The 24678-nt window shown below is 70.1% G+C and carries 24 protein-coding genes; 19 read left to right on the top strand and 5 right to left on the bottom strand.

Annotated elements, in window-relative coordinates:
- Nucleotides 1-8 precede the first annotated feature (8 nt).
- The 17 genes from pgsA to OG223_RS11225 all read left to right on the top strand — a co-directional run bounded on the left by pgsA (nt 9) and on the right by OG223_RS11225 (nt 17387).
- Entirely contained in the window at nt 9-746 is a 738-nt protein-coding gene (pgsA, locus tag OG223_RS11310; protein WP_078622984.1) for a phosphatidylinositol phosphate synthase, read from the top strand.
- Nucleotides 743-1654, top strand: a complete 912-nt coding sequence (locus OG223_RS11305) for a phosphatidylinositol mannoside acyltransferase (protein ID WP_329246044.1) — start codon at nt 743-745, stop codon at nt 1652-1654. The genes pgsA and OG223_RS11305 overlap by 4 nt, the downstream gene beginning before the upstream one ends.
- Nucleotides 1651-2811, top strand: coding sequence for a glycosyltransferase family 4 protein (locus OG223_RS11300; RefSeq protein WP_329246041.1), 1161 nt, complete (start codon nt 1651-1653; stop codon nt 2809-2811). Before OG223_RS11305 ends, OG223_RS11300 begins: the two co-directional genes overlap by 4 nt.
- Nucleotides 2812-2942: 131 nt before the next feature.
- Nucleotides 2943-3134: a hypothetical protein gene (locus OG223_RS11295; protein WP_329246039.1), complete on the top strand. Its 192-nt coding sequence runs from the start codon at nt 2943-2945 to the stop codon at nt 3132-3134.
- A gap of 177 nt (nt 3135-3311) precedes the next feature.
- Complete coding sequence (locus OG223_RS11285) at nt 3312-3854, top strand: hypothetical protein (protein WP_329246036.1); 543 nt, start codon at nt 3312-3314, stop codon at nt 3852-3854.
- 1144 nt (nt 3855-4998) lie between these two features.
- Nucleotides 4999-5910, top strand: a complete 912-nt coding sequence (gene pdxS / locus OG223_RS11280; RefSeq protein ID WP_200686525.1) for a pyridoxal 5'-phosphate synthase lyase subunit PdxS — start codon at nt 4999-5001, stop codon at nt 5908-5910.
- Nucleotides 5911-5930: 20 nt separating this feature from the next.
- Complete coding sequence (gene pdxT, locus OG223_RS11275) at nt 5931-6536, top strand: pyridoxal 5'-phosphate synthase glutaminase subunit PdxT (protein WP_329246032.1); 606 nt, start codon at nt 5931-5933, stop codon at nt 6534-6536.
- A gap of 51 nt (nt 6537-6587) precedes the next feature.
- Nucleotides 6588-7340 carry a YebC/PmpR family DNA-binding transcriptional regulator gene (locus tag OG223_RS11270; protein WP_329246029.1) on the top strand — a complete coding sequence of 251 codons (753 nt, stop codon included), beginning with the start codon at nt 6588-6590 and terminating at the stop codon, nt 7338-7340.
- 122 nt (nt 7341-7462) lie between these two features.
- The gene (gene ruvC, locus OG223_RS11265) at nt 7463-8038 is read left to right on the top strand and encodes a crossover junction endodeoxyribonuclease RuvC (RefSeq protein WP_329246026.1); all 576 of its coding nucleotides are present in this window, start codon (nt 7463-7465) and stop codon (nt 8036-8038) included.
- Nucleotides 8035-8643 (top strand): Holliday junction branch migration protein RuvA, encoded by a 609-nt coding sequence (ruvA, locus tag OG223_RS11260; protein ID WP_019059777.1) that lies wholly within the window; start codon nt 8035-8037, stop codon nt 8641-8643. Before ruvC ends, ruvA begins: the two co-directional genes overlap by 4 nt.
- 11 nt (nt 8644-8654) lie before the next feature.
- Entirely contained in the window at nt 8655-9725 is a 1071-nt protein-coding gene (ruvB, locus tag OG223_RS11255; protein WP_329246022.1) for a Holliday junction branch migration DNA helicase RuvB, read from the top strand.
- Between the two features lie 165 nt (nt 9726-9890).
- On the top strand, nt 9891-10397 hold the full coding sequence (yajC, locus tag OG223_RS11250) for a preprotein translocase subunit YajC (protein ID WP_329246019.1): 507 nt from the start codon (nt 9891-9893) through the stop codon (nt 10395-10397).
- 143 nt (nt 10398-10540) lie between these two features.
- Nucleotides 10541-12310, top strand: a complete 1770-nt coding sequence (secD, locus tag OG223_RS11245; RefSeq protein ID WP_329246016.1) for a protein translocase subunit SecD — start codon at nt 10541-10543, stop codon at nt 12308-12310.
- 1 nt (nt 12311) lies between these two features.
- Nucleotides 12312-13436 (top strand): protein translocase subunit SecF, encoded by a 1125-nt coding sequence (secF, locus tag OG223_RS11240; RefSeq protein WP_329246014.1) that lies wholly within the window; start codon nt 12312-12314, stop codon nt 13434-13436.
- Entirely contained in the window at nt 13433-13972 is a 540-nt protein-coding gene (locus tag OG223_RS11235) for an adenine phosphoribosyltransferase (protein WP_329246011.1), read from the top strand. The genes secF and OG223_RS11235 overlap by 4 nt, the downstream gene beginning before the upstream one ends.
- Before the next feature lie 296 nt (nt 13973-14268).
- A complete protein-coding gene (locus tag OG223_RS11230; protein WP_329246008.1) occupies nt 14269-14676 on the top strand; it encodes a hypothetical protein in 408 nt (135 codons plus the stop codon).
- Between the two features lie 170 nt (nt 14677-14846).
- On the top strand, nt 14847-17387 hold the full coding sequence (locus OG223_RS11225) for a RelA/SpoT family protein (protein WP_329246006.1): 2541 nt from the start codon (nt 14847-14849) through the stop codon (nt 17385-17387).
- A gap of 72 nt (nt 17388-17459) precedes the next feature.
- Here OG223_RS11225 and OG223_RS11220 read toward each other — a convergent pair whose 3' ends face one another.
- Both OG223_RS11220 and OG223_RS11215 read right to left on the bottom strand, forming a co-directional pair.
- On the bottom strand, nt 17460-18689 hold the full coding sequence (locus tag OG223_RS11220; RefSeq protein ID WP_329246003.1) for a DUF349 domain-containing protein: 1230 nt from the start codon (nt 18687-18689) through the stop codon (nt 17460-17462).
- 135 nt (nt 18690-18824) lie between these two features.
- Nucleotides 18825-19643 (bottom strand): peptidylprolyl isomerase, encoded by an 819-nt coding sequence (locus OG223_RS11215; RefSeq protein ID WP_329246001.1) that lies wholly within the window; start codon nt 19641-19643, stop codon nt 18825-18827.
- Between the two features lie 179 nt (nt 19644-19822).
- Between OG223_RS11215 and OG223_RS11210 the strand changes: the two genes are divergently transcribed.
- Nucleotides 19823-20533, top strand: coding sequence for an MBL fold metallo-hydrolase (locus tag OG223_RS11210; protein ID WP_329245996.1), 711 nt, complete (start codon nt 19823-19825; stop codon nt 20531-20533).
- Between the two features lie 11 nt (nt 20534-20544).
- On the top strand, nt 20545-21807 hold the full coding sequence (gene hisS, locus OG223_RS11205; protein WP_329245994.1) for a histidine--tRNA ligase: 1263 nt from the start codon (nt 20545-20547) through the stop codon (nt 21805-21807).
- A gap of 174 nt (nt 21808-21981) precedes the next feature.
- Here hisS and OG223_RS11200 read toward each other — a convergent pair whose 3' ends face one another.
- From OG223_RS11200 to OG223_RS11190, 3 genes are all read right to left on the bottom strand, one after another.
- Nucleotides 21982-22731 (bottom strand): AfsR/SARP family transcriptional regulator, encoded by a 750-nt coding sequence (locus OG223_RS11200; RefSeq protein ID WP_329245991.1) that lies wholly within the window; start codon nt 22729-22731, stop codon nt 21982-21984.
- A 128-nt stretch (nt 22732-22859) separates the two neighbouring features.
- On the bottom strand, nt 22860-24029 hold the full coding sequence (locus OG223_RS11195) for a hypothetical protein (protein WP_329245989.1): 1170 nt from the start codon (nt 24027-24029) through the stop codon (nt 22860-22862).
- A gap of 66 nt (nt 24030-24095) precedes the next feature.
- The gene (locus OG223_RS11190; RefSeq protein WP_329245986.1) at nt 24096-24653 is read right to left on the bottom strand and encodes a hypothetical protein; all 558 of its coding nucleotides are present in this window, start codon (nt 24651-24653) and stop codon (nt 24096-24098) included.
- Nucleotides 24654-24678 lie beyond the last annotated feature (25 nt).

The raw sequence follows: 24678 nt of genomic DNA, 5'->3' as shown, positions 1-24678 counted from the left end.
TGGCTACGATGGGCCAGCCGGTGGCCAGCAGGGGCCGCGCGGCGACACCGACCCTCGGGAAGGCCATGCTGAACAAGTACGCGCGTGCATTCTTCACGCGTGTCCTCACGCCGTTCGCCGCGTTTCTGATCCGCCGGGGCGTCAGCCCCGACACGGTCACCCTCCTCGGCACCGCCGGAGTGGTCGCGGGCGCGCTGGTCTTCTACCCCATGGGCGAGTTCTTCTGGGGCACGGTCGTGATCACGCTGTTCGTGTTCTCGGACCTCGTCGACGGCAACATGGCCCGCCAGCTCGGCCGCTCCAGCCGCTGGGGCGCGTTCCTGGACTCCACGCTCGACCGGGTCGCCGACAGCGCGGTCTTCGGCGGCCTGGCCCTCTGGTATGCGGGCGGCGGCGACAACATCGCCCTGTGCGCCGTCTCGATCTTCTGCCTGGCCAGCGGTCAGGTGGTGTCGTACACCAAGGCGCGCGGCGAGTCGATCGGCCTGCCGGTGGCCGTCAACGGTCTGGTGGAGCGGGCCGAGCGGCTCGTGATCTCGCTGGTCGCGTGCGGTCTCGCGGGCCTCCACAAGTTCGGCGTCCCGGGCATCCAGTGGCTGCTGCCCGTCGCCCTGTGGATCGTCGCCGTGGGCAGCCTGGTCACGCTGATCCAGCGGGTCGTCACGGTCCGCCGGGAGGCCGCCGAGGCCGACGCCACGGCGGCCCAGGAGGCCCCGGAACAGCACAGCAGCGGGGCGACTCCGTGAGCAGTGCCCAGGAGCGGCTGACGGACGCGCTGTACGGCGCCGGCTGGAGCGTCGTCAAGAAGCTCCCCGAGCCGGTGGCCGTCCGGCTCGGCCGCACCGTCGCCGACCTCGCCTGGAAGCGGCGCGGCAAGGGCGTACGACGGCTGGAGAGCAACTACGCGCGCGTGGTCCCCGACGCGAGCCCCGAGCGGCTCGCCGAGCTCTCGCGCGCGGGCATGCGGTCGTACCTGCGCTACTGGATGGAGTCCTTCCGGCTTCCCGCATGGAGCGCCGAGCGCGTCAGGACGGGCTTCGACCCCAAGGACGTGCACCACCTGACCGAGGGCATCGCCTCCGGCCGCGGTGTCATCCTCGCACTGCCCCACATGGCCAACTGGGACCTCGCCGGCGCCTGGGTCACCACCGCGCTGGAGACCCCGTTCACCACGGTGGCCGAACGCCTCAAGCCGGAGACGCTCTACGACCGCTTCGTCGCCTACCGCGAGGGCCTCGGCATGGAGGTCCTCCCGCACAGCGGCGGCACCGCCTTCGGCACGCTCGCCCGGCGGCTGCGCGACGGCGGCCTGGTCTGCCTGGTCGCCGAACGCGATCTGTCCGCCTCCGGGGTCGAGGTCAAGTTCTTCGGCGAGGCCACCCGGATCCCCGCCGGACCGGCCCTCCTCGCCCAGCAGACGGGAGCGCTGCTGCTCCCGGTGACGCTCTGGTACGACGACTCGCCGGTCATGCGGGGGCAGGTCCATCCGCCGGTCGAGGTGCCCGAGTCAGGCGATCGGGCCGAGAAGACGTCTGTCATGGCACAGGCGCTGGCAGACGCCTTCGCCACCGGCATCGCCGACCACCCGGAGGACTGGCACATGCTGCAGCGCTTGTGGCTCGCGGATCTCGATCCCACGAAGGGACCCTCGTGAGGATCGGCATCGTCTGCCCCTACTCCTGGGACGTGCCGGGCGGCGTCCAGTTCCACATCAGAGACCTCGCCGAGTACTTCATCCGGCTCGGCCACGAGGTGTCCGTGCTGGCTCCGGCCGACGACGACACCCCGCTGCCGCCGTACGTCGTCTCGGCCGGCCGCGCGGTACCGGTGCCGTACAACGGCTCCGTGGCCCGGCTCAACTTCGGTTTCCTGTCGGCCGCCCGGGTCCGACGCTGGCTGCACGACGGCGAGTTCGACGTCATCCACATCCACGAGCCGACCTCGCCGTCCCTGGGCCTGCTGGCCTGCTGGGCGGCTTCGGGCCCGATCGTGGCGACCTTCCACACCTCGAACCCGCGCTCCCGGGCGATGCTCGCCGCGTACGCCATCCTCCAGGCCGCTCTGGAGAAGATCAGCGCGCGGATCGCCGTGAGCGAGTACGCCCGCCGCACGCTCGTCGAACACCTCGGCGGGGACGCGGTGGTCATCCCGAACGGCGTCGACGTCGACTTCTTCGCCCGCGCCGAGCCCAAGCCCGAGTGGCAGGGAGAGACGATCGGCTTCATAGGGCGTATCGACGAGCCCCGCAAGGGCCTCCCGGTGCTGATGAAGGCCCTGCCGAAGATCCTCGCCGAGCGCCCGGACGCCCGGCTCCTGGTCGCCGGACGCGGCGACGAGGAGGAGGCCGTCGAGACGCTGCCCAAGGAACTGCGCTCACGCGTCGAGTTCCTCGGCATGATCAGCGACGACGACAAGGCCCGCTTCCTGCGCAGCATCGACCTCTACGTCGCTCCCAACACCGGCGGCGAAAGCTTCGGCATCATCCTCGTCGAGGCCATGTCGGCGGGCGCCCCGGTGCTCGCCTCCGACCTGCCCGCCTTCGCCCAGGTGTTGGACCAGGGTGCGGCCGGCGAGCTGTTCACCAACGAGGACGCGGACGCGCTCGCCGAGGCGGCCGTACGGCTGTTGCGGGACCCCGAGCGGCTGGCGCGGCTGAGCCGGCAGGGGAGCGCGCATGTCCGGCGCTTCGACTGGTCCACCGTCGGGGCCGACATCCTGTCCGTCTACGAGACGGTGGCCGCGGGCGCGGCGGCCGTCGCCACCGACGAACGCACCGGACTCCGGGCGCGGTTCGGACTGGCCCGCGACTGAGAGTGCTGCCGGGCGGGGCGGGGACGACCACGAGGGGGGCCTGGTGCGGGCCCGCGCGCGGGGAGGCGAGTTCGCTTTTCCAACTCACCGGGCCGGGGCGGCCGGAGGGCAGTTGGCTTTTCCAACTCGCCGTGCCGAGTGGTCGATTCGCCGACGACACCTGCCCGATCGCCCTCCCCGGCGGTGAGTTCCCTTTGGGCGACGCGTTCGACGAGGGCTACCTGGAGGACGCCGAAGGCTCCGTCCGGAGAGCCAGCGTTGAACCGCTCCGTTTGTACGCGCTCGCCAACTGCGCCTGGGAGGGGGGCTGGTTTGTCCACTGAGGCCGAGTGGGAGTACGTGGTACGGCGGCTCGCACCCCTGCCGCGCTTCCTGCCGTCACCGCTACCGGGCCGCCGCCCGCTCGAAGAACACCCCCGACTCGTCCATGGGGCACGGTGGTTTCCGGTGCGCGTGGGACCTGACGGGGCGGTGGCCGCGGGCGGGTAGCCTTGCCGCCCGTGACCGCAACCCTGATCTGGATCCTCGCCGCCCTCCTGGCCATCGGCCTGTACCTGAGCTGGACCGCGGGACGGCTCGACCGGCTGCACACCCGGATCGACGCGGCCCGCGCGGCACTTGACGCCCAACTGCTGCGCCGCGCCTCGGTGACCCAGGAATTGGCCACCTCCGGCGTTCTCGACCCGGCCGCATCGATCGTCCTCTACGAGGCCGCGCACGCCGCCCGGCAGGCCGAGGAGGAGCAACGGGAGGTCGCCGAGAGCGAGTTGAGCCAGGCCCTGCGCGCGGTCTTCGCGGAGGCCCCACAGGTGGAGGGCGTCCGGGAGGCACCGGGCGGCGAGGCGGCGGCCCGCGAACTGGCCGAGGCGGTACGACGCGTCCCGATGGCCCGCCGCTTCCACAACGACGCCGTGGGCGCGGCCCGGCGCCTGCGTGAACACCGCAAGGTCCGCTGGTTCCACCTGGCCGGACACGCCCCCTTCCCGATGGCCTTCGAGATGGACGACGAGCCGCCGACGGCACTGGTGGACCGGGCGGCGTAGGACCGCCCGGAGGGGTAGGGCGACGGGAACTGGGGGACCGACCTGCCTCGGCGGGCTGCGCGGGGTGTGGGCGGCTCCGAGGCGGAGGGTGTGTGACATCGGGCGATGCTGCTGCGGCGGGTGGTGAGACTGGGCAGGCGGTGGCCGCTGAAAGTACGGCAGGCGGGCGCGCCCGGGTCCGTGTCTATGGCGTGGCCCGCCGGTGAGGTCCGGGGCATACGCCGGCTCCGGCAAGCGGCGCCTACGGCTGTGAGGCGGAGGGCTGCGGCATCGGCTGTTGATGCCGACACGGCGGCCGGCGCGACGGGGATGCACCGGTCGTGCACCTGGGCCGCGCCCGCGCCATGGTCCGCCGCTGAGGCCCCGGGCATGCACCGGTTCCGGTGGGGGGGAGGAGGCCGTGACATTCGGCCGCTGCTGCTGCCGACGCGGGGGTGGCGGGACGTGGGAGTCGGTGGCCGGCCACGGCATGGCAGACGGGTGCGCCTGAGCCCGCGTCCGCGGCATGATCTGCCGGTGTGATCCAGGGTGCACACCAACGCCGGTGAGGGCAGCGCGTGCGGCTGTGGGGCGGCGCGACCGTGACATCCGGCTGCCGCTGCCGCCGGGGGTGGCGGGACGAGGGAGTCGGCAGCCGGCCACGGCACGGCAGACGGGCACATCTGAGCCCGTACCCCCGCATGGTCGCCCGCTGAGATGCCAGGGCGCGCACCAACGCCGGTGAGGGCGGCGCGTGCGGCTGTGGGGCGGCGCGGCCGTGACATCCCGCTGCCGCGGCGGGTGGCGAGACGGGGAGTTGGCAGCCGTCAGCAACACGACAGACGGGCGCACCTGGATCCGCGCCCCCAGCAGGGCCCGCCGTTGAGACCCCGGGCACGCACCGGCTCAGGTGAGGGGGAGAAGGCCGTGACATTCGGCCGCAGCAGCGGGTGGCAAAACGGGGCAGCCCACGCCAGACCGCAGCACCCCAGACGCGCCCACCTGAGCCCCTACCCCCGACACGATCCCCCGCTGAACCCCCGGAGGGAGGCGCACAGCGGTTCGAAAACGATCCACCGGGTGTTCATTGGCCCTTGCTGTGGCCTGCATCTCTCGCGTTTCCTCGGTAGTGCAGCAACCCTCTTTCACCGAGTGAGGTCACCCCGTGTCCAGCACCCCCAGCTCTGCCCAGACTCCCGAGACCGGCACCGCGCGTGTGAAGCGCGGTATGGCCGAGCAGCTCAAGGGCGGTGTGATCATGGACGTGGTCAACGCCGAGCAGGCGAAGATCGCCGAGGACGCCGGTGCCGTGGCCGTCATGGCCCTGGAGCGGGTTCCCGCCGACATCCGCAAGGACGGCGGCGTGGCCCGGATGTCCGACCCGACGATGATCGAGGAGATCATCGAGGCGGTCTCCATCCCGGTCATGGCCAAGTCCCGCATCGGCCACTTCGTCGAGGCCCAGGTCCTGCAGTCCCTCGGCGTCGACTACATCGACGAGTCCGAGGTCCTCACCCCGGCCGACGAGGTCAACCACTCCGACAAGTGGGCCTTCACGACCCCCTTCGTCTGCGGTGCCACCAACCTGGGCGAGGCCCTGCGCCGCATCGCCGAGGGCGCCGCCATGATCCGCTCCAAGGGCGAGGCCGGCACCGGCAACGTCGTCGAGGCGGTCCGCCACCTGCGCCAGATCAAGAACGAGATCGCCAAGCTGCGCGGCTTCGACAACAACGAGCTGTACGCCGCCGCCAAGGAACTGCGCGCCCCGTACGAGATCGTCCGCGAGGTCGCCGAACTCGGCAAGCTCCCGGTCGTGCTGTTCTCCGCCGGTGGCGTCGCCACCCCCGCCGACGCCGCGCTGATGCGCCAGCTCGGCGCCGAGGGCGTCTTCGTCGGCTCCGGCATCTTCAAGTCCGGCGACCCGGCCAAGCGCGCCGCCGCCATCGTGAAGGCGACCACCTTCTACGACGACCCGAAGATCATCGCCGACGCGTCCCGCAACCTCGGCGAGGCCATGGTCGGCATCAACTGCGACACCCTCCCCGAGACCGAGCGCTACGCCAACCGCGGCTGGTAAGACCAAAGGGTTTCGCACACATGACCGACGCACCTGTCATAGGCGTCCTGGCCCTCCAGGGCGACGTACGGGAGCACCTCATCGCCCTGGCCGCGGCCGACGCCGTGGCCAGGCAGGTCAGGCGCCCCGAGGAACTCGCCGAGGTGGACGGCCTCGTCATCCCCGGGGGTGAGTCCACCACCATCTCCAAGCTGGCCGTCCTCTTCGGAGTGATGGACCCCCTGCGCGCACGCGTGCGCGCCGGTATGCCCGTCTACGGCACCTGCGCCGGCCTGATCATGCTCGCCGACAAGATCCTCGACCCGCGCTCGGGCCAGGAGACGGTCGGCGGCATCGACATGATCGTGCGCCGCAACGCCTTCGGACGGCAGAACGAGTCCTTCGAAGCGGCTGTCGACGTGGAGGGCGTGGAGGGCGATCCTGTAGAGGGCGTCTTCATCCGCGCCCCCTGGGTCGAGTCCGTCGGTGCCGAGACGGAGGTCCTCGCCGAACACGAGGGCCACATCGTCGCGGTCCGCCAGGGCAACGCGCTCGCCACGTCGTTCCACCCGGAACTGACCGGCGACCACCGCGTGCACTCCCTGTTCGTCGACATGGTGCGCGCGAACCTGGCTCCGGGGTCCTAGTAGGATCTCTGGGGTTCGTAAAGAGTTGGGTTACGCGAAGGAGACAGGCAGATGTCCGGCCACTCTAAATGGGCTACGACGAAGCACAAGAAGGCCGTGATCGACGCCAAGCGCGGCAAGCTCTTCGCGAAAATGATCAAGAACATCGAGGTCGCGGCCCGCACCGGTGGCGCCGATGTGTCCGGCAACCCGACGCTCTTCGACGCCATCCAGAAGGCCAAGAAGAGCTCGGTCCCGAACAAGAACATCGACTCCGCGGTCAAGCGTGGCGCCGGCCTCGAAGCCGGTGGCGCCGACTACGAGACGATCATGTACGAGGGTTACGGCCCCAACGGCGTCGCGGTGCTCATCGAGTGCCTCACCGACAACCGCAACCGCGCCGCCTCGGACGTCCGCGTCGCCATGACCCGCAACGGCGGGAACATGGCCGACCCCGGTTCCGTGTCGTACCTCTTCAACCGCAAGGGCGTCGTCATCGTCCCCAAGGGCGAGCTGGGCGAGGACGACGTCCTCGGTGCCGTGCTCGACGCCGGTGCCGAAGAGGTCAACGACCTCGGTGAGTCCTTCGAGGTCATCTCCGAGGCCACCGACCTGGTCGCGGTCCGCACCGCTCTCCAGGACGCAGGGATCGACTACGACTCCGCCGACGCCAACTTCGTCCCGACCATGCAGGTCGAGCTCGACGAGGACGGCGCCCGCAAGATCTTCAAGCTGATCGACGCCCTGGAGGACAGCGACGACGTGCAGAACGTCTTCGCCAACTTCGACGTCAGCGACGAGGTCATGGAGAAGGTCGACGCGTAGCGCTGCCGTGAGCTGAGGCCGACCAAGCGGCTCAACGGGCCGACGGGACACACCCGTCGGCCCGTCGCTTTGTCGGTGGGACCCGATAGCCTGCACAAACAGGTGATCGAAGGGAGGGGCGCGTGCGTGTACTCGGGGTGGACCCCGGTCTCACCCGATGCGGCGTCGGTGTCGTCGAAGGTGTCGCCGGCCGGCCGCTCACCATGGTCGGCGTCGGTGTCGTACGGACCCCGGCGGACGCCGAGTTGGGGCTGCGGCTCGTCGCCATCGAGCAGGGCATCGAAGCGTGGCTGGACGAGCACCGGCCCGAATTCGTCGCCGTGGAGCGGGTGTTCAGCCAGCACAACGTACGGACGGTGATGGGCACCGCCCAGGCCAGCGCCGTAGCCATGCTGTGTGCCGCCCGGCGCGGCATCCCGGTCGCCCTGCACACCCCCAGCGAGGTCAAGGCCGCCGTCACCGGCAGCGGACGCGCCGACAAGGCGCAGGTCGGCGCCATGGTGACCCGGCTGCTACGGCTCGACGCGCCCCCCAAGCCCGCCGACGCGGCCGACGCCCTCGCCCTCGCGATCTGCCACATCTGGCGGGCCCCCGCGCAGAATCGCCTCCAACAGGCGGTCGCCCAGAACCGACTTCAGCAGGCCGTCGCCCTGCACGCGGCCAAGACTCCGAACGCATCGAAAGGCCGTACCGCATGATCGCCTTCGTCAGTGGCACGGTCGCCGCACTCGCTCCCGACGCCGCGGTGGTCGAGGTCGGCGGTGTCGGGATGGCCATCCAGTGCACGCCGAACACGCTGTCCACGCTCCGCCTCGGCAAGCCGGCCAAGCTCGCCACCTCGCTCGTCGTACGCGAGGACTCGCTCACCCTGTACGGCTTCGTGGACGACGACGAGCGCCAGATCTTCGAGCTCCTCCAGACCGCGACCGGCGTCGGCCCGCGGCTCGCGCAGGCGATGCTGGCCGTGCACACACCGGACGCGCTACGGCGAGCCGTGGCCGCCGGTGACGAGAAGGCGCTGATGGCCGTGCCCGGCATCGGCAAGAAGGGCGCGCAGAAGCTGCTGCTGGAGTTCAAGGACCGGCTCGGCGCCCCGGTGGGGTCCGCCCCGGCGATCGGCGCCCCGGTCACCAGCGGCTGGCGCGACCAACTGCACGCGGCCCTCATCGGCCTCGGATACGCCACCCGCGAGGCCGACGAGGCCGTGGCCGCCGTAGCACCGCAGGCCGAGGCGGCCGAAGGGGCGCCGCAGGTGGGGCAGTTGCTCAAGGCCGCCCTGCAGACCCTGAACCGCGCCCGCTAGGAGACCTTTCAGTGAACTGGGACGACACGACCGACGAGACCGCCGCCGAGCGGCTGGTGGGCTCGGTCGCCGACCGCGAGGACCAGGCCGTCGAGGCCGCCCTGCGCCCCAAGGACCTGGGCGAGTTCATCGGCCAGGAGAAGGTCCGCGAACAGCTCGACCTGGTGCTGCGCGCCGCACGCGCGCGTGGCGCCACCGCCGACCACGTGCTGCTCTCCGGCGCCCCCGGCCTCGGCAAGACCACCCTCTCGATGATCATCGCGGCCGAGATGGGCGCCCCCATCCGCATCACCAGCGGCCCCGCCATCCAGCACGCCGGCGACCTCGCCGCGATCCTCTCCTCCCTCCAGGAGGGCGAGGTCCTCTTCCTCGACGAGATCCACCGCATGTCGAGGCCCGCCGAAGAGATGCTCTACATGGCGATGGAGGACTTCCGCGTCGACGTCATCGTCGGCAAGGGCCCCGGCGCCACCGCGATCCCGCTCGAACTCCCGCCGTTCACCCTGGTCGGCGCGACCACGCGCGCGGGACTGCTGCCGCCCCCGCTGCGCGACCGCTTCGGCTTCACCGCGCACATGGAGTTCTACGAGCCCACCGAGCTGGAGCGCGTCATCCACCGCTCGGCGAACCTTCTCGACGTGGAGATCGACCCCGCCGGCGCCGCCGAGATCGCCGGCCGCTCCCGCGGCACCCCCCGTATCGCCAACCGGCTGCTGCGCCGCGTACGGGACTACGCGCAGGTCAAGGCCGACGGATTCATCACCCAGGACATCGCCGGAGCCGCCCTCAAGGTCTACGAGGTCGACGGGCGCGGTCTCGACCGGCTCGACCGCGGTGTCCTCGAAGCCCTGCTCAAGCTGTTCGGCGGCGGACCGGTGGGCCTGTCCACGCTCGCCGTCGCCGTGGGGGAGGAGCGTGAGACCGTCGAAGAGGTCGCCGAACCCTTCCTCGTACGGGAGGGGCTGCTGGCCCGCACCCCGCGCGGACGCGTCGCCACCCCCGCCGCGTGGGCGCATCTCGGCCTCACCCCGCCCCGCTCGTCAACCGGGGGAAACGGACAAGGGGACCTGTTCGGGGCGTGACGGCGGGGGCACTGGCCGGGTCAGGAACCCCGGTGCCATGCTGAGCGTTGTTCCATCAGCGTGGACTCGCTTAGACTCCGCCGATGCCGCCTTTGTGGGCGGCGCCGACCACCCCCATCCACCAGGCCGCTCACCGCCGCGGTCGTGCGAAGGAAATTCCGTCCCGTGAATATCGTGACCCTCCTCCCGTTCATCGTGCTCATCGGGGCCATGTTCCTGATGACCCGCTCTGCCAAGCGCAAGCAGCAGGCGGCCGCGTCGATGCGTAATGACATGCAGCCCGGCACCGGCGTCCGCACGATCGGGGGCGTGTACGCCACGGTCAAGGAGGTCAACGAGGAGACGGTCCTTCTCGACGCAGGCCCGGGCGTCGAGCTTCTCTTCGCGAAGAACGCGATCGGCGCCGTCCTCACCGACGACGAGTACAACCGCATCGTCCACGGCGTCGAGCACGACCTGAAGGACGACGCCGACACCGTCCCGGACGACGCCTCCTCCCTCACCGAGACCGACGAGCCCGCCGCCGACTCTTCCGACGACAAGCCCATCGACCTCGGCAAGAAGGACGCGGCCGACGAGCCGGCCGACGCCACCGAGGAGCAGGCTGAGGCCGCCGAGGCCAAGACGGACGAAGAGCCGAAGAAGACCGACGGCGACTCCGACGCGAAGTAGTTCACGTCCCGGGAGCGCGGCGCGACCCGCTCGCGCCCCGCGCACCCAGGGGACGTGCGTCGCTCGCACGGGATCCCGACACCATGTCATGGCCGTAGCCGCGCTGACCCGGCGCGGAGCGGCCCGAGAGGGAGTACGAGAAGGTGGCAGCACCTAAGAGGGGCCGTAGCGCGAGCGCCCAGAGCAAGCCAGGGCGCTCGCTGGCCCTCATCCTGATCGCCATCGTGGCGCTCACCGGTGGCATGTTCGCATCCGGGCACAACACTCCGCGTCTCGGCATCGACCTGGCCGGCGGCACGAGCATCACCCTGCAGGCGGTGGCCCAGCCCGGCGAAGAATCGGCGATCAACAAGACCAACATGGACACCGCGGTCGACATCATGAACCGCCGTGTCAATGGTCTTGGTGTTTCGGAGGCCGAGGTCCAGACCCAGGGCGACAAGAACATCATCGTCAACATCCCCAAGGGCACGAACTCGGAGGAGGCGCGGCAGCAGGTCGGTACGACCGCCAAGCTGTACTTCCGCCCGGTCCTGGCCACGGAGGCCTCCGTGGGCGCGGCGACGGCGACCCCGTCCCCGAGCGCGTCCGGCAGCGCCTCCAGCAGCCCGTCGAGCTCGGCCAGTCCCAAGACGACCGCCTCCTCGTCCAAGACCGGCTCCGCGACCCCGTCGGCCTCCGCCACCTCGCAGGGCCGTGCCGTCAGTGACGCCCTGAAGGCCGACGCCTCCTCGTCCGCGAGCCCCAGCGCCTCGGCCTCCGCCAGCACCACCCCGTCGGCGACCAGCAGCGCCGCCGCCAGCGCGGCGGCCGCCAAGCTGGAGGCGCAGTACACCGCGCTCGACTGCTCCAAGAAGTCGGTCCAGAACACCGCCGGCAAGAACGCCAAGGCCGAGGACGCGACCGTGGCCTGCGGCCAGGTCTCGGGTGTCTGGTACAAGTACGTGCTCGGCCCCGCCGCCGTGGACGGCACCGACGTCAAGAAGGCCGCGGCCGTCCTGAACACGACGACCGCCGCCGGCTGGCAGGTCACCATGGACTTCACCGGCAAGGGTGGCGACAAGTTCGCCAAGGTCACCGGTGAACTGGCGAAGAACACGGCCCCGCAGAACGAGTTCGGCATCGTCCTCGACGGCCAGGTCGTCTCCAGCCCGTCCGTCAGCTCGTCGATCACCGGCGGCAGCGCGGAGATCTCCGGCAGCTTCACCCAGGAAGAGGCCCAGAGCCTCGCCAACATGCTGTCGTACGGCGCCCTGCCGCTGACCTTCAAGGTGGCGAACATGACCACCGTGACCGCCGCCCTCGGTGGTGAGCAGTTGCACGCCGGTCTGATCGCGGGCGCGATCGGCCTCGCGCTGGTCGTCGTCTACCTGCTGGTCTTCTACCGCGGTCTGTCGGTCATCGCGATCCCCTCGCTGCTGGTCTCCGCGATCCTCACCTACGTGATCATGGCGCTGCTCGGCCCGGGCATCGGCTTCGCGCTGAACCTGCCGGCCGTCTGCGGTGCGATCGTCGCGATCGGTATCACCGCGGACTCGTTCATCGTGTTCTTCGAACGCATCCGGGACGAGATCCGCGAGGGCCGCTCGCTGCGTCCCTCCGTGGAGCGGGCCTGGCCCCGGGCCCGGCGCACCATCCTGGTCTCCGACTTCGTGTCGTTCCTCGCCGCCGCGGTGCTGTTCATCGTCACCGTCGGCAAGGTCCAGGGCTTCGCGTTCACGCTCGGTCTGACCACCGTGCTCGACGTGGTCGTCGTCTTCCTCTTCACGAAGCCGCTGATGACCATCCTCGCCCGCAGGAAGTTCTTCGCGGACGGCCACAAGTGGTCCGGCATCGACCCGAAGGCGCTGGGCGCCAAGCCGCCGCTGCGCCGCACCCGCCGTCCCGCCCCCGTAGACCCGAAGGAGGCGTGAGATGTCGAAGCTCGGCAACCTCGGCGCCCGGCTGCACCGTGGCGAGGTCGGGTACGACTTCGTCGGCAATCGCAAGATCTGGTACGGCATCTCGATCCTGATCACCATCACGGCCATCCTCGGCCTGACGGTGCGCGGCCTGAACATGGGCATCGAGTTCCAGGGCGGCGCCGCCTTCACCACGCCGAAGGGCATGAGCGCCTCGGTGACCCAGGCCGAGAAGTACGCCGAGGACGCCTCCGGTCACGACGCGGTGGTCCAGAAGCTCGGCGACGGCAGCATGCGCATCCAGATCGCCGGCATCGACACCGACCAGTCCGACAGCATCAAGGCGAAGCTGGCGAAGGACCTCGACGTCAGTACCGAGAGCATCGCGGCGGACCTGGTCGGCCCGAGCTGGGGTGACCAGGTCGCCAACAAGGCCTGGGAGGGCCTGGCGATCTTCATGGTCCTGGTCGTGATCTATCTGGCGATCGCCTTCGAGTGGCGCATGGCCCTGGCCGCGCTCGTCGCTTTGATCCACGACATCACCATCACCATCGGCATCTACGCCCTGGTCGGCTTCGAGGTCACGCCCGGCACGGTGATCGGTCTGCTGACCATCCTCGGTTATTCGCTCTACGACACGGTCGTCGTCTTCGACAGCCTCAAGGAGCAGACCAAGGACATCACCAAGCAGACCCGGTGGACCTACAGCGACATCGCCAACCGGTCGATCAACGGCACCCTGGTGCGTTCCATCAACACCACGGTCGTCGCGCTGCTGCCGGTCGGGGCCCTGCTGTTCATCGGTGGCGGCTTCCTCGGCGCGGGTGTGCTCAACGACATCTCGCTGTCGCTGTTCGTCGGCCTCGCGGCCGGTGCGTACTCCTCGATCTTCATCGCCACGCCGCTCGTCGCCGACCTCAAGGAGGCCGAGCCGCAGATGAAGGCGCTCAAGAAGCGCGTCCTCGCCAAGCGGGCCCAGGCCGCCGCGCAGGGCGAGCCGGCGGAGTCGCAGGTCGCCGACCGCTCGGACGACGACTACGACGACGAGCCGGAGGACGCGGCAGCCGTCGTCGGCCCGCGCACCCAGCCGGCGTCCCGCAACCGCGGCCGTGGCCGTCCCTCGGGGAAGCGTCGATGACCGACATCAAGGAGCTGCTGCTCAGCCGTATCCGCGATGTGGCGGACTACCCGGAGCCGGGGGTGATGTTCAAGGACATCACCCCGCTCCTGGCGGACCCGGCCGCGTTCACGGCGCTCACGGACGCGCTCGCCGAGATCGTCGTGAGCACCGGCGCGACGAAGGTCGTGGGCCTGGAGGCCCGTGGGTTCATCCTCGGCGCCCCGGCGGCCGTCCGCGCGGGCGTCGGCTTCATCCCCGTGCGCAAGGCTGGCAAGCTCCCCGGAGCGACCCTCAGCCAGGCGTACGACCTGGAGTACGGCTCGGCCGAGATCGAGGTGCACGCGGAGGACATCGGCGCTGAGGACCGGATCCTGATCGTCGACGACGTGCTTGCCACCGGCGGTACCGCGGAGGCGTCGATCCAGCTCGTCCGCCGCGCGGGCGCGAAGGTCGTGGGCGTCGCGGTCCTGATGGAGTTGGGATTCCTGCCGGGGCGCGCCAAGCTGGAGTCCGCGCTGTTGGGTGCCCCGCTGGAAGCGCTGATCGTGGTCTGATCCGACTTCCGAGGAACGTCACGGTGCGTTCGAGGTGCGTCGATGCGACGCACGTCGAACGCACCGTTTCTGTTTGTGCCTCCGCCCGTGAGCAGGAAGGCAGCGCTTCGGGATCTCCGTTGACATGTACCGCCGGTTAAGTTTGAATAAGGAAAATTTACCGAACCACCTGACCAGTGGTTCGGGCGCGGGGGATTTATCGACTTGCCGCACGGTTTTCGTGCGCCTGTTTGGTGTTTCCGCCGCTCGGAAAAGGGTTCATGGAACATGAAACAGGGGGATTTTCTTTGTTGCGCATGAGATCGATCGCGGTTGTCACCTCGATTGCCGCGGCTTCCTTCCTCGGAGCGGCCTCAAGCCCGGCGCAAGCCGGTACCGGCATGCTCATCGCGGTGCACATCAACAATTTCAATGACTGGGGCAACTTCAACCAGGACCCGGTGGGCGGCACCGATCCCACCCCGGGCGACGCCATCCGTGCCTGCGACGACGACGCGGACGGGTGGGGCGTCACCGCCTACCTGGACGTCGGCAGGAACGGGACCTGGGACCGCACGTCCACGACGGCCGGCCATGCCGCGGGATTCTGCAGCGGCTGGGAGACCGGCAACCTCACCGAGAACACCAAGGTGACGCTCAAGGCGTGCAACACGAAGGCCGGCTACGCGCCGAGGAACTGCGACCAGGACGACACCGTCGCCTGACGGCCGCACTGACGCAGGGGGCGGGCCCGGAGGAATCCGGTGCCCGCCTCTCGTGTTTCACCGGTAGACGGCCCTCACATCGGCCTGAAGGCGATCCCGGAGCCCAGGATCGCTACCATGGGCACTCCGGAGCCTGACCGGGGGACCCGGATCGCGCACGAGGAGTCCTCTTGGCAGACGAGGCCCAGCCCCTGACCGCCGCCAAGCCCGAGCCCACCCCGGGCCCCGCGGCGGAGCCCGCGCCCAGTGCGACGACCGCGCAGAGCGAACCGAGCGGGACGGCGGAGCACGCCCAGACGGCACCCGCCGACAAGGCGGCCGAGCCCGCGCGCCCCAAGCCGGACCAGCCCGAGCGCCCGGCGGCCGCCCCCGCGCCCCGGCCCACGGCCGGCCAGCCCGCCCGCACCGGCGGCGGCTCCTCCAACCGCGTCCGCGCTCGCCTGGCCCGCCTCGGCGTGCAGCGCTCGAACCCGTACAACCCGGTCCTGGAGCCCCTGCTGCGGATAGTGCGCAGCAACGACCCGAAGATCGAGACGGCCACCCTCCGCCAGGTCGAGAGCGCCTACCAGGTCGCCGAGCGCTGGCACCGCGGCCAGAAGCGCAAGAGCGGCGACCCGTACATCACGCACCCGCTCGCCGTGACGACGATCCTCGCCGAACTGGGCATGGACCCGGCGACCCTCATGGCCGGTCTGCTGCACGACACCGTCGAGGACACCGAGTACGGCCTCGACCAGCTCCGCCGCGACTTCGGCGACTCCGTCGCCCTCCTCGTCGACGGCGTCACCAAGCTGGACAAGGTCAAGTTCGGCGAGGCCGCGCAGGCCGAGACCGTCCGCAAGATGGTCGTCGCGATGGCCAAGGACCCGCGCGTCCTGGTCATCAAGCTCGCCGACCGCCTGCACAACATGCGCACCATGCGCTACCTCAAGCGCGAGAAGCAGGAGAAGAAGGCGCGCGAGACGCTGGAGATCTACGCGCCGCTCGCCCATCGCCTGGGCATGAACACCATCAAGTGGGAACTGGAGGACCTCGCCTTCGCGATCCTCTACCCCAAGATGTACGACGAGATCGTACGGCTGGTGGCCGAGCGGGCACCGAAGCGTGACGAATACCTGGCCATAGTGACCGACGAGGTCCAGACCGACCTGCGTGCCGCCCGCATCAAGGCGACCGTCACCGGCCGCCCGAAGCACTACTACAGCGTCTACCAGAAGATGATCGTCCGCGGCCGCGACTTCGCGGAGATCTACGACCTGGTGGGCATCCGCGTCCTCGTGGACACCGTCCGCGACTGCTACGCGGCCCTCGGCACCGTGCACGCGCGATGGAACCCGGTCCCCGGCCGGTTCAAGGACTACATCGCGATGCCCAAGTTCAACATGTACCAGTCGCTGCACACCACGGTGATCGGCCCCAACGGCAAGCCGGTTGAACTCCAGATCCGTACCTTCGACATGCACCGCCGCGCCGAGTACGGCATCGCCGCGCACTGGAAGTACAAGCAGGAGGCCGTCGCCGGCACCTCCAAGGTGCGCTCGGAGACGCCCAGGACCACTGGCAAGGACGACCACCTCAACGACATGGCGTGGCTGCGCCAGTTGCTCGACTGGCAGAAGGAGACCGAGGACCCGGGCGAGTTCCTGGAGTCCCTGCGCTTCGACCTGTCCCGCAACGAGGTCTTCGTCTTCACGCCCAAGGGCGACGTGATAGCGCTTCCGGCGGGCGCGACCCCGGTGGACTTCTCGTACGCGGTGCACACCGAGGTCGGCCACCGGACCATAGGAGCACGGGTCAACGGGCGGCTCGTACCGCTCGAATCCACCCTGGACAACGGCGACTTGGTGGAGGTCTTCACCTCCAAGGCACCCGGCGCCGGCCCCTCCCGCGACTGGCTCGGCTTCGTCAAGTCGCCGCGCGCCCGCAACAAGATCAGAGCCTGGTTCTCCAAGGAGCGCCGCGACGAGGCGATCGAGCAGGGCAAGGACGCCATCGCCCGCGCGATGCGCAAACAGAACCTGCCGATCCAGCGCATCCTCACCGGCGACTCCCTGGTCACGCTCGCGCACGAGATGCGCTACCCGGACATCTCCTCGCTGTACGCGGCGATCGGCGAGGGCCATGTCGCCGCGCAGAACGTCGTACAGAAGCTGGTGCAGGCCCTCGGCGGCGAGGAGGCGGCCACCGAGGAGATCGACGAGAGCGTGCCGCCGACGACCGGCCGGGGCCGCAAGCGCCGGTCGAACGCCGACCCCGGTGTCGTCGTCAAGGGCGTCGACGACGTGTGGGTCAAACTGGCCCGCTGTTGTACGCCCGTCCCCGGCGACCCCATCATCGGTTTCGTCACACGGGGTAGCGGCGTATCGGTTCACCGCAGCGACTGCGTCAACGTGGAGTCACTGTCCCGCGAACCCGAGCGCATCCTGGAAGTCGAGTGGGCGCCCACCCAGTCCTCGGTCTTCCTGGTCGCCATACAGGTGGAGGCCTTGGACCGCTCCCGGCTTCTCTCGGACGTCACCCGCGTCCTGTCCGACCAGCACGTCAACATCCTCTCCGCGGCCGTCCAGACCTCCCGCGACCGCGTCGCCACCTCCCGCTTCACCTTCGAGATGGGCGACCCCAAGCACCTGGGCCACGTCCTGAAGGCGGTCAGGGGCGTGGAGGGGGTCTACGACGTCTACCGCGTGACGTCGGCGCGCAACAAGTCGTAGAGCGTACGACGCATACGAAGAGGGGCTCCCGTACGTGATGTACGTGAGCCCCTCTTCATGCGTGCGGGTGGGTCAGCCGCCGAACTCCTGGAGGCCCTTCAGGGCCTGGTCCAGCAGAGCCTGGCGGCCCTCCAGCTCGCGCTCCAGCTTGTCGGCGCGGGAGTTGTTGCCCTGGGTCCGAGCCTGCTCGATCTGGCCCCTGAGCTTGTCCACGGCGGCCTGGAGCTGGCCGGTCAGACCCTCGGCACGCGCGCGTGCCTCCGGGTTCGTCCGGCGCCACTCGGTCTCCTCGGACTCCTGCAGGGCCCGCTCGATCGTGTGCATCCGGCCCTCGACCTTCGGGCGGGCGTCACGCGGCACATGGCCGATGGCCTCCCAGCGCTCGTTGATCGAGCGGAAGGCCGCACGGGCCGCCTTCAGGTCGGTGACCGGCAGGAGCTTCTCGGCCTCCTCGGCCAGCTCCTCCTTGAGCTTCAGGTTCTCCGTCTGCTCGGCGTCCCGCTCGGCGAAGACCGAGCTGCGGGCGGCGAAGAAGACGTCCTGGGCGCCGCGGAAGCGGTTCCACAGATCGTCCTCGTGCTCGCGCTGGGCGCGGCCCGCCGCCTTCCAGTCGTTCATCAGCTCGCGGTAGCGCGCGGCCGTGGGGCCCCAGTCCGTCGAGGCCGACAGACCCTCGGCCTCGGCGACCAGCTTCTCCTTGGTCTTGCGGGCCTCCTCGCGCTGCGCGTCCAGCGACGCGAAGTGCGCCTTGCGGCGCTTGGAGAAGGCCGACCGGGCGTGCGAGAAGCGGTGCCACAGCTCGTCGTCCGACTTGCGGTCCAGGCGCGGCAGACCCTTCCAGGTGTCCACCAGCGCGCGCAGCCGCTCACCGGCGGCCCGCCACTGGTCGGACTGCGCCAGCTCCTCCGCCTCGACGACCAGCGCCTCCTTGGAGTGCCGGGCCTCGTCGGACTGCTTGGCGCGCTGCTGCTTGCGCTCCTCGCGGCGCGCCTCGACGGTCTCCACCAGCTTGTCCAGCCGGACCCCCAGCGCCGCCAGGTCGCCCACCGCGTGGTGGGCGTCGACCTGCTCACGGAGATGGTCTACGGCGGCCTGCGCGTCCTTCGCCGACAGGTCGGTGGTCTTCACGCGCTTCTCGAGGAGGCCGATCTCGACAACCAGGCCTTCGTACTTGCGCTCGAAGTAGGCCAGCGCCTCCTCGGGGGAGCCGGCCTGCCAGGAACCGACGACCTGCTCGCCGTCGGCCGTACGCACGTACACGGTGCCCGTCTCGTCGACGCGGCCCCACGGGTCGCTGCTCACAGCGCCTCCTCCACATGATGCCTGCACAGGGCCTCTGTGCCCCCGGGCATCGTCCACAGTTTCGTCACGGCCAACATAGGCGACCGGCGGGTTGCCTGTCCGCATCCCGCGCGACCGAAATTTCGCTGTTGACGGTCAGGATTTCGTGACGGTCGCCTTGTTGATCACGACCGTTGCGTTCGGTGCTCCGTCGCCCGCGCCCGTGCTCTCACCAGCGGCCGCGATCTTGTTCAGGACCTTCATCCCGGAGGCCGAGATGGTACCGAACGGGGTGTAGCTGGCCGGAAGCGTGCTGTCCTTGTAGACGAGGAAGAACTGGCTGCCGCCGGTGTGCGCCTGACCGGTGTTGGCCATCGCGATCGTGCCCGCCGGGTAGATCCCGCCCTTGAGGCTGGTGTCCTTCAGGTTCTCGTCCGGGATCGTGTAGCCGGGACCGCCGCTGCCCGCGCCCGTCGGGTCACCGCACTGCAGCACGTAGATGCCGCTGGTGGTGAGCCGGTGGCACTTCGTGTGGTCGAAGTAGCCCTTGGCGGCGAGGAAGTCGAACGAGTTCACCGTGTGCGGTGCCGCCTTCGTCTTCAGCGCGATGTCGATGTCGCCGCACGTCGTCGCCAGCTTCATCGTGTACTTGGCCGACGTGTCGATCGTCATCGTCGGCTCCTTCTTCCAGCTCAGCGTCTTGATCTTGCCCGCGGCCGGCTTCGCGCACGGGTCCGGCGCCTTGCTCGTGGCCGAGGCGCTGGGCGTCACGTCCGCGCTCGCGTTGGACTTGTCGTCGTCCTTCAGGACGCCGGTCGTGTAGAGCGCCACACTGCCGATCACGATCACGCCGAGCACCGACGCGATCACCGAGTTGCGCGCACGCGCCTTGCGTCGAGCGGCCGTGCGCCGCTGCTGCTGCCGCAAGAACTTCTCCCGCGCGAGCTGCCGCTTCCGCTGTTCCTGGGTGACCACCGGATTCTCTCCTCATGCGTCTCGTACGTCGACTGGGACGCGTGCGTCTTGTGAGCCGACCGCCTGCGTGTGCCCCGTACCGTATATGGGTTCGCTGAGGATTCGGCAGCGCCGGTAGGCTCTGACCACTGACGCAGGGATCCTTATCCCCACCCGTATCGACACAACGAAGGACGATCGTGCTCATTGCCGGGTTCCCCGCCGGGGCCTGGGGGACGAACTGTTATCTCGTCGCCCCCGCCGCCGGTGAGGAGTGCGTGATCATCGACCCGGGCCATCAGGCCACCGAGGGAGTCGAGGAAGCGCTCAGGAAGCATCGGCTCAAGCCCGTCGCGGTCGTCCTCACCCATGGCCACATCGACCATGTGGCCTCGGTCGTCCCGGTGTGCGGCGCGCACGACGTGCCGGCCTGGATCCACCCCGAGGACCGCTACATGATGAGCGACCCCGAGAAGGCGCTCGGCCGCTCGATCGGGATGCCGCTGATGGGCGAGCTGACCGTGGGGGAGCCGGACGACGTCAAGGAGCTGACCGACGGCGCGCGGCTGGAGCTGGCGGGCCTGGAGTTCTCGGTCGCGCATGCGCCCGGCCATACCAAGGGGTCGGTGACCTTCCAGATGCCCGAGAACACGGAGATCCCCTCCGTGTTCTTCTCCGGGGATCTGCTCTTCGCCGGCTCCATCGGACGCACCGACCTGCCCGGCGGCTCCCACGCCGAGATCCTCGACTCGCTGGCCCGCGTGTGCCTGCCGCTCGACGACTCGACCGTGGTGCTGTCCGGCCACGGCCCCCAGACGACCATCGGCCAGGAGCGCGCCACGAACCCGTATCTGCGGGAGGTGGCCTCCGGCCAGGGAGCCCACGTGAAGGCTCCCCGACGAGGAATGTGACGAGAACTTTCGTGAGCACCTTTCAGGCCCCCAAGGGCACGTACGACCTGATTCCGCCGGAGTCGGCCAAGTACCTCGCCGTCCGCGAGGCCATCGCCGCTCCGCTGCGCAACTCGGGCTACGGCTACATCGAGACGCCCGGCTTCGAGAACGTCGAGCTGTTCGCGCGCGGGGTCGGCGAGTCCACCGACATCGTGACCAAGGAGATGTACGCCTTCGAGACCAAGGGCGGCGACCAGCTCGCCCTGCGCCCCGAAGGCACGGCTTCCGTACTGCGCGCGGCACTTGAGGCCAACCTGCACAAGCTGGGCAACCTCCCGGTCAAGCTCTGGTACTCGGGCTCCTACTACCGCTACGAGCGCCCCCAGAAGGGCCGTTACCGCCACTTCTCCCAGGTCGGCGCCGAGGCCATCGGTGCCGAAGACCCGGCGCTGGACGCCGAGTTGATCATCCTGGCGGACCAGGCGTACCGGTCGCTGGGCCTGCGCGACTTCCGCATCCTTCTCAACAGCCTGGGCGACAAGGAGTGCCGTCCGGTGTACCGGGCCGCGCTGCAGGACTTCCTGCGCGGCCTGGACCTCGACGAGGAGACGCTGCGCCGCGCGGACATCAACCCGCTCCGGGTCCTCGACGACAAACGCCCGGACGTCCAGAAGCAGTTGACGGACGCGCCGCTGCTGCGCGACTACCTGTGCGACGCCTGCAAGGCGTACCACGAGGAGGTCCGCGAGCTCATCACGGCGGCGGGCGTCGGTTTCGAGGACGACCCGAAGCTGGTGCGCGGCCTGGACTACTACACCCGTACGACCTTCGAGTTCGTCCACGACGGTCTGGGCTCCCAGTCCGCGGTGGGCGGCGGCGGTCGCTACGACGGCCTCTCCGAGATGATCGGCGGCCCCGCGCTGCCCTCGGTGGGCTGGGCGTTGGGCGTCGACCGTACGGTGTTGGCGTTGGAGGCAGAGGGCGTCGAACTCGAACTCCCCGCGTCCACCAGCGTGTTCGCCGTCCCGCTCGGCGAGGAGGCCCGCCGCGTCCTCTTCGCCAAGGTCACCGAACTCCGCAAGCTGGGCATCGCGGCCGACTTCTCCTACGGCTCCAAGGGGCTCAAGGGTGCGATGAAGAACGCCAACCGCAGTGGCGCCCGCTACACGATCGTCGCCGGCGAACGGGACCTCGCCGAGGGGGTCGTGCAGCTCAAGGACATGGAGTCCGGGGAGCAGCGGGCGGTCGGGGTGAACGAGATCGTGGCGGAGCTGGAGTCGAAGCTGGGCTGAGGACGGGGTTCTTCTTCGCCCCCGCCGCCCCTACCCGTCCCGTCCCTGGGGACTGCCGCCCCCAGACCCCCGCTTCGGCCTGAACGGCCTCGTCCTCAAACGCCGGACGGGCTGAAAGATCAAGCCCCGGCCGGCATCGACTCGGACGGGTAGGGGCGGCGGGGGCGAGAATCCTCAGGTCGGCAACCCTTGGCCCGCGGCTTCGAGTGGCAGCCTGCCCGGCGGCAGCATGGTGGTGAATATGGGCGAGGGCTCCAGGCCGAGCTCGATCCGGGCCAGGCGGCGGTAGGCGTGGTAGTGGCGGACCGCCTCCACCAGGTTGTTCTCCGCGAGGTGGACGGCGACCACCGCACGGTGGGCGCTCTCCCGCAGCGGTTCGATGCCGACCCCGGTGAGCGCGGCGTCCAGGGCGAGCGCGTACTGGCCGTGCCGGGCGAGCCGGCGGCTGAGTGATTCGAGGGCGTGCAGGCGCAGTTGGCGCAGCCGCTCGCGCTCGAAGACCACCCACTCCTCGTCCCAGCCCGGGAGTAACTCGCCGGCGAACAGCAGGCCCACGTCGGGGTGGTCGCCTGGTGGTCCGTCGGTGTCCACCACCCGTCGGGCGGTGCGGGCGAAGACGTGTGTGTCGACGTTGAGTTCGTCATGGAGGGCGAGCAGTTGGCGGCGGCAGTCGAGGAGGGGGCGGCTTGCCCGGTGCAGCCGCCACAGCGTGGTGCGCAGGCTGCCGCAGGCGTGTTCCTCGGAGACCTCGGGCCAGAGCGTCCCGGCGAGGACGTCGCGGGCGGTCGGGCCATTCAGGGCGAGAAAGGCCAGCAGTCTTCGGCCCGGGGTCTGGACGGTGACGGCTGAGCCGTCGGCGCCCTCCAGCCGGAAGGTTCCCAGCAGCCGCAGTGCGGGTGTCGGCAGCGACGTGTCGTACACCATCGGGGGCCCGTTCTCTCTCCCGGCAACTCCCCCACAATATAGCGGAGTTCACCTCATGTCCGGCGCTCTCCGCAGTCGGGGCCGGACCCTGGGTGAGCAGGGTCCGGCCCCGGTCGTCCGACGGTGGATCAGCAGCCGAACCAGTCGGGGACATGCAGTGCGACCAGGCGGGCGCCGCCGAGCACGACGCCGTCGGGGGTCTGCTGCACGACGTCGATGGTGTGCACCTCGCCCGGGTCGCCGTCGCACTCGATGTTGACGAGCACCGGGGTCCGCTCACCGGGCCGGACCGTCAGCCGGGCCCGGGCGCCCCCGTCGCAGTCCCCGCCGTCGCCGTCGCCGCCGCCCCAGCCGCCGTGGTCGTCACCGCCGTCGTGCAGGTGCACGCCGCCGTCTCCCTTGCCCCCGCCGCCCCGGCAGGACTCCTCGGTGAGGAGGGTGAACCGGGCGTCGTGCCCCGCCGCCCGGATCTCGGTCGGCTCCGGCATGCCGGTGAGCGTCAGCCGCCCGCCGCCCGCCAGCCAGGTCCGCTCGAACGGCTCCGTCTGGCACGGGCCCGGTACCTTGCGCGGCTTCGGTTTGCCGCCGACGAGGTCGACGAAGCAGTGCGCCAGCAGGAGTTCTTGCTCCAGCGAGCCGATTCCGCCCTCGCGGTCGAGTTCCCAGCCCCGTACCTGGAACTGCTCTTCCTCCGCGCCGAGGGCGGCCAGCCGCAGCACCATCGGCGCCTGGAGGTTGGACACCTTCTTGACGGTGACGTTGCACTGGGCGTGGTGCCTGTTGCGCTTGACGTCGAGCGTTCCGGCGGTCAACTGCGCCCCGAGGGGACCCGGCAGGCCCTCGTAGTAGACGTTGGCCCCGACACAGAGGTGGCCCTCGCCGGGATTGGCGCCGTTGATCAGGTCCGTGTCCACGTCCGGCCTCCAGGACACGTACGTGGTGCCGGAGGCGTTCTTCGACACGGCGCTGGAGATGGTGCCGGTCCGCCCCTGCTGGTCGCCGGCGCTGTGCCGGGACGAGTCCGGTCCCACCGGTGTGGTCGAGCAGTCGCAGACCCAGACCTGGACCTTGGCGCCGCTGTAGGTCGGGGATTCCGCGGTGCCGTCCACCGTGACGTGCACCAGGTTCACCGCGCCGGCGAAGGCGAGGGGCTGGCCGTCGGCGGTGGTGACGCGATCGCCTGCGGCGTTGGTGATCCAGATCGACGGCGAGGCCCAGAACGCCCCGCCGTCCGGGACCGGACGGGTGCCGTCGTCGGTGGAGTTCCACTTGATGTACAGGTCCGGGTCGATGGCCATGGTGAGGCTCCTCGCTGTGGTGGCGGTCCGTCAGGCGGTGAGACAGGTGAGCTGGAAGCAGGTCAGTTACACGACGGCGGCGGGGGTCGAGGTGTCGAGGTCCGCGGTGAGGTAGTAGCGGAACTGCTCGTTGTCCACCCGGGAGGGCGGCGTGGCCGGTGCCGTGGTGGTGGTGTCGAAGTTCCCGGTGCCGAGGGTCAGTCCGACGAGCAGTTCGGTGGTGGAGCCGGCGGCGAGGCTCTGCCTGCGGATGCCGACCGTGAGGTTCCCGGCGTCCTTGCGGCCGCAGACCCGCAGCTCCTTGAGGGTGTTCCCCTGGGGCAGTTGGAGCGCCATCATGCCGCTGGCCGCGATGGCGCCGTTCGGCTTGGCCGCGCCGCCGTAGACGTGCGTCCACGGGTCGCCGAGGGTGGTGAGGGTGGGGGTCAGGGTGATCTTCACCGGCTTGGGCGCGGGCTGCTGCAGGGCCGCGGCGACCTGGGCGATCACCTCGGCGAGGCGGGCGAACTCGGCTTCCAGCGCGTGGAAGCGGATGTTGAAGCCGTTGTCCCCGGCGGCCCGGACGCGGTCGACGTTGTCGACCCAGTCGGTGTGTTTGAAGCCGGGCGTGTAGCTCACGCTCATCGTGGTCTCCTCCTCGGGACGCGGT

The sequence above is a fragment of the Streptomyces sp. NBC_01478 genome (assembly GCF_036227225.1).
Classification (GTDB): Bacteria; Actinomycetota; Actinomycetes; order Streptomycetales; family Streptomycetaceae; genus Streptomyces.
This window is presented reverse-complemented; position numbering and strand designations above follow the sequence as displayed.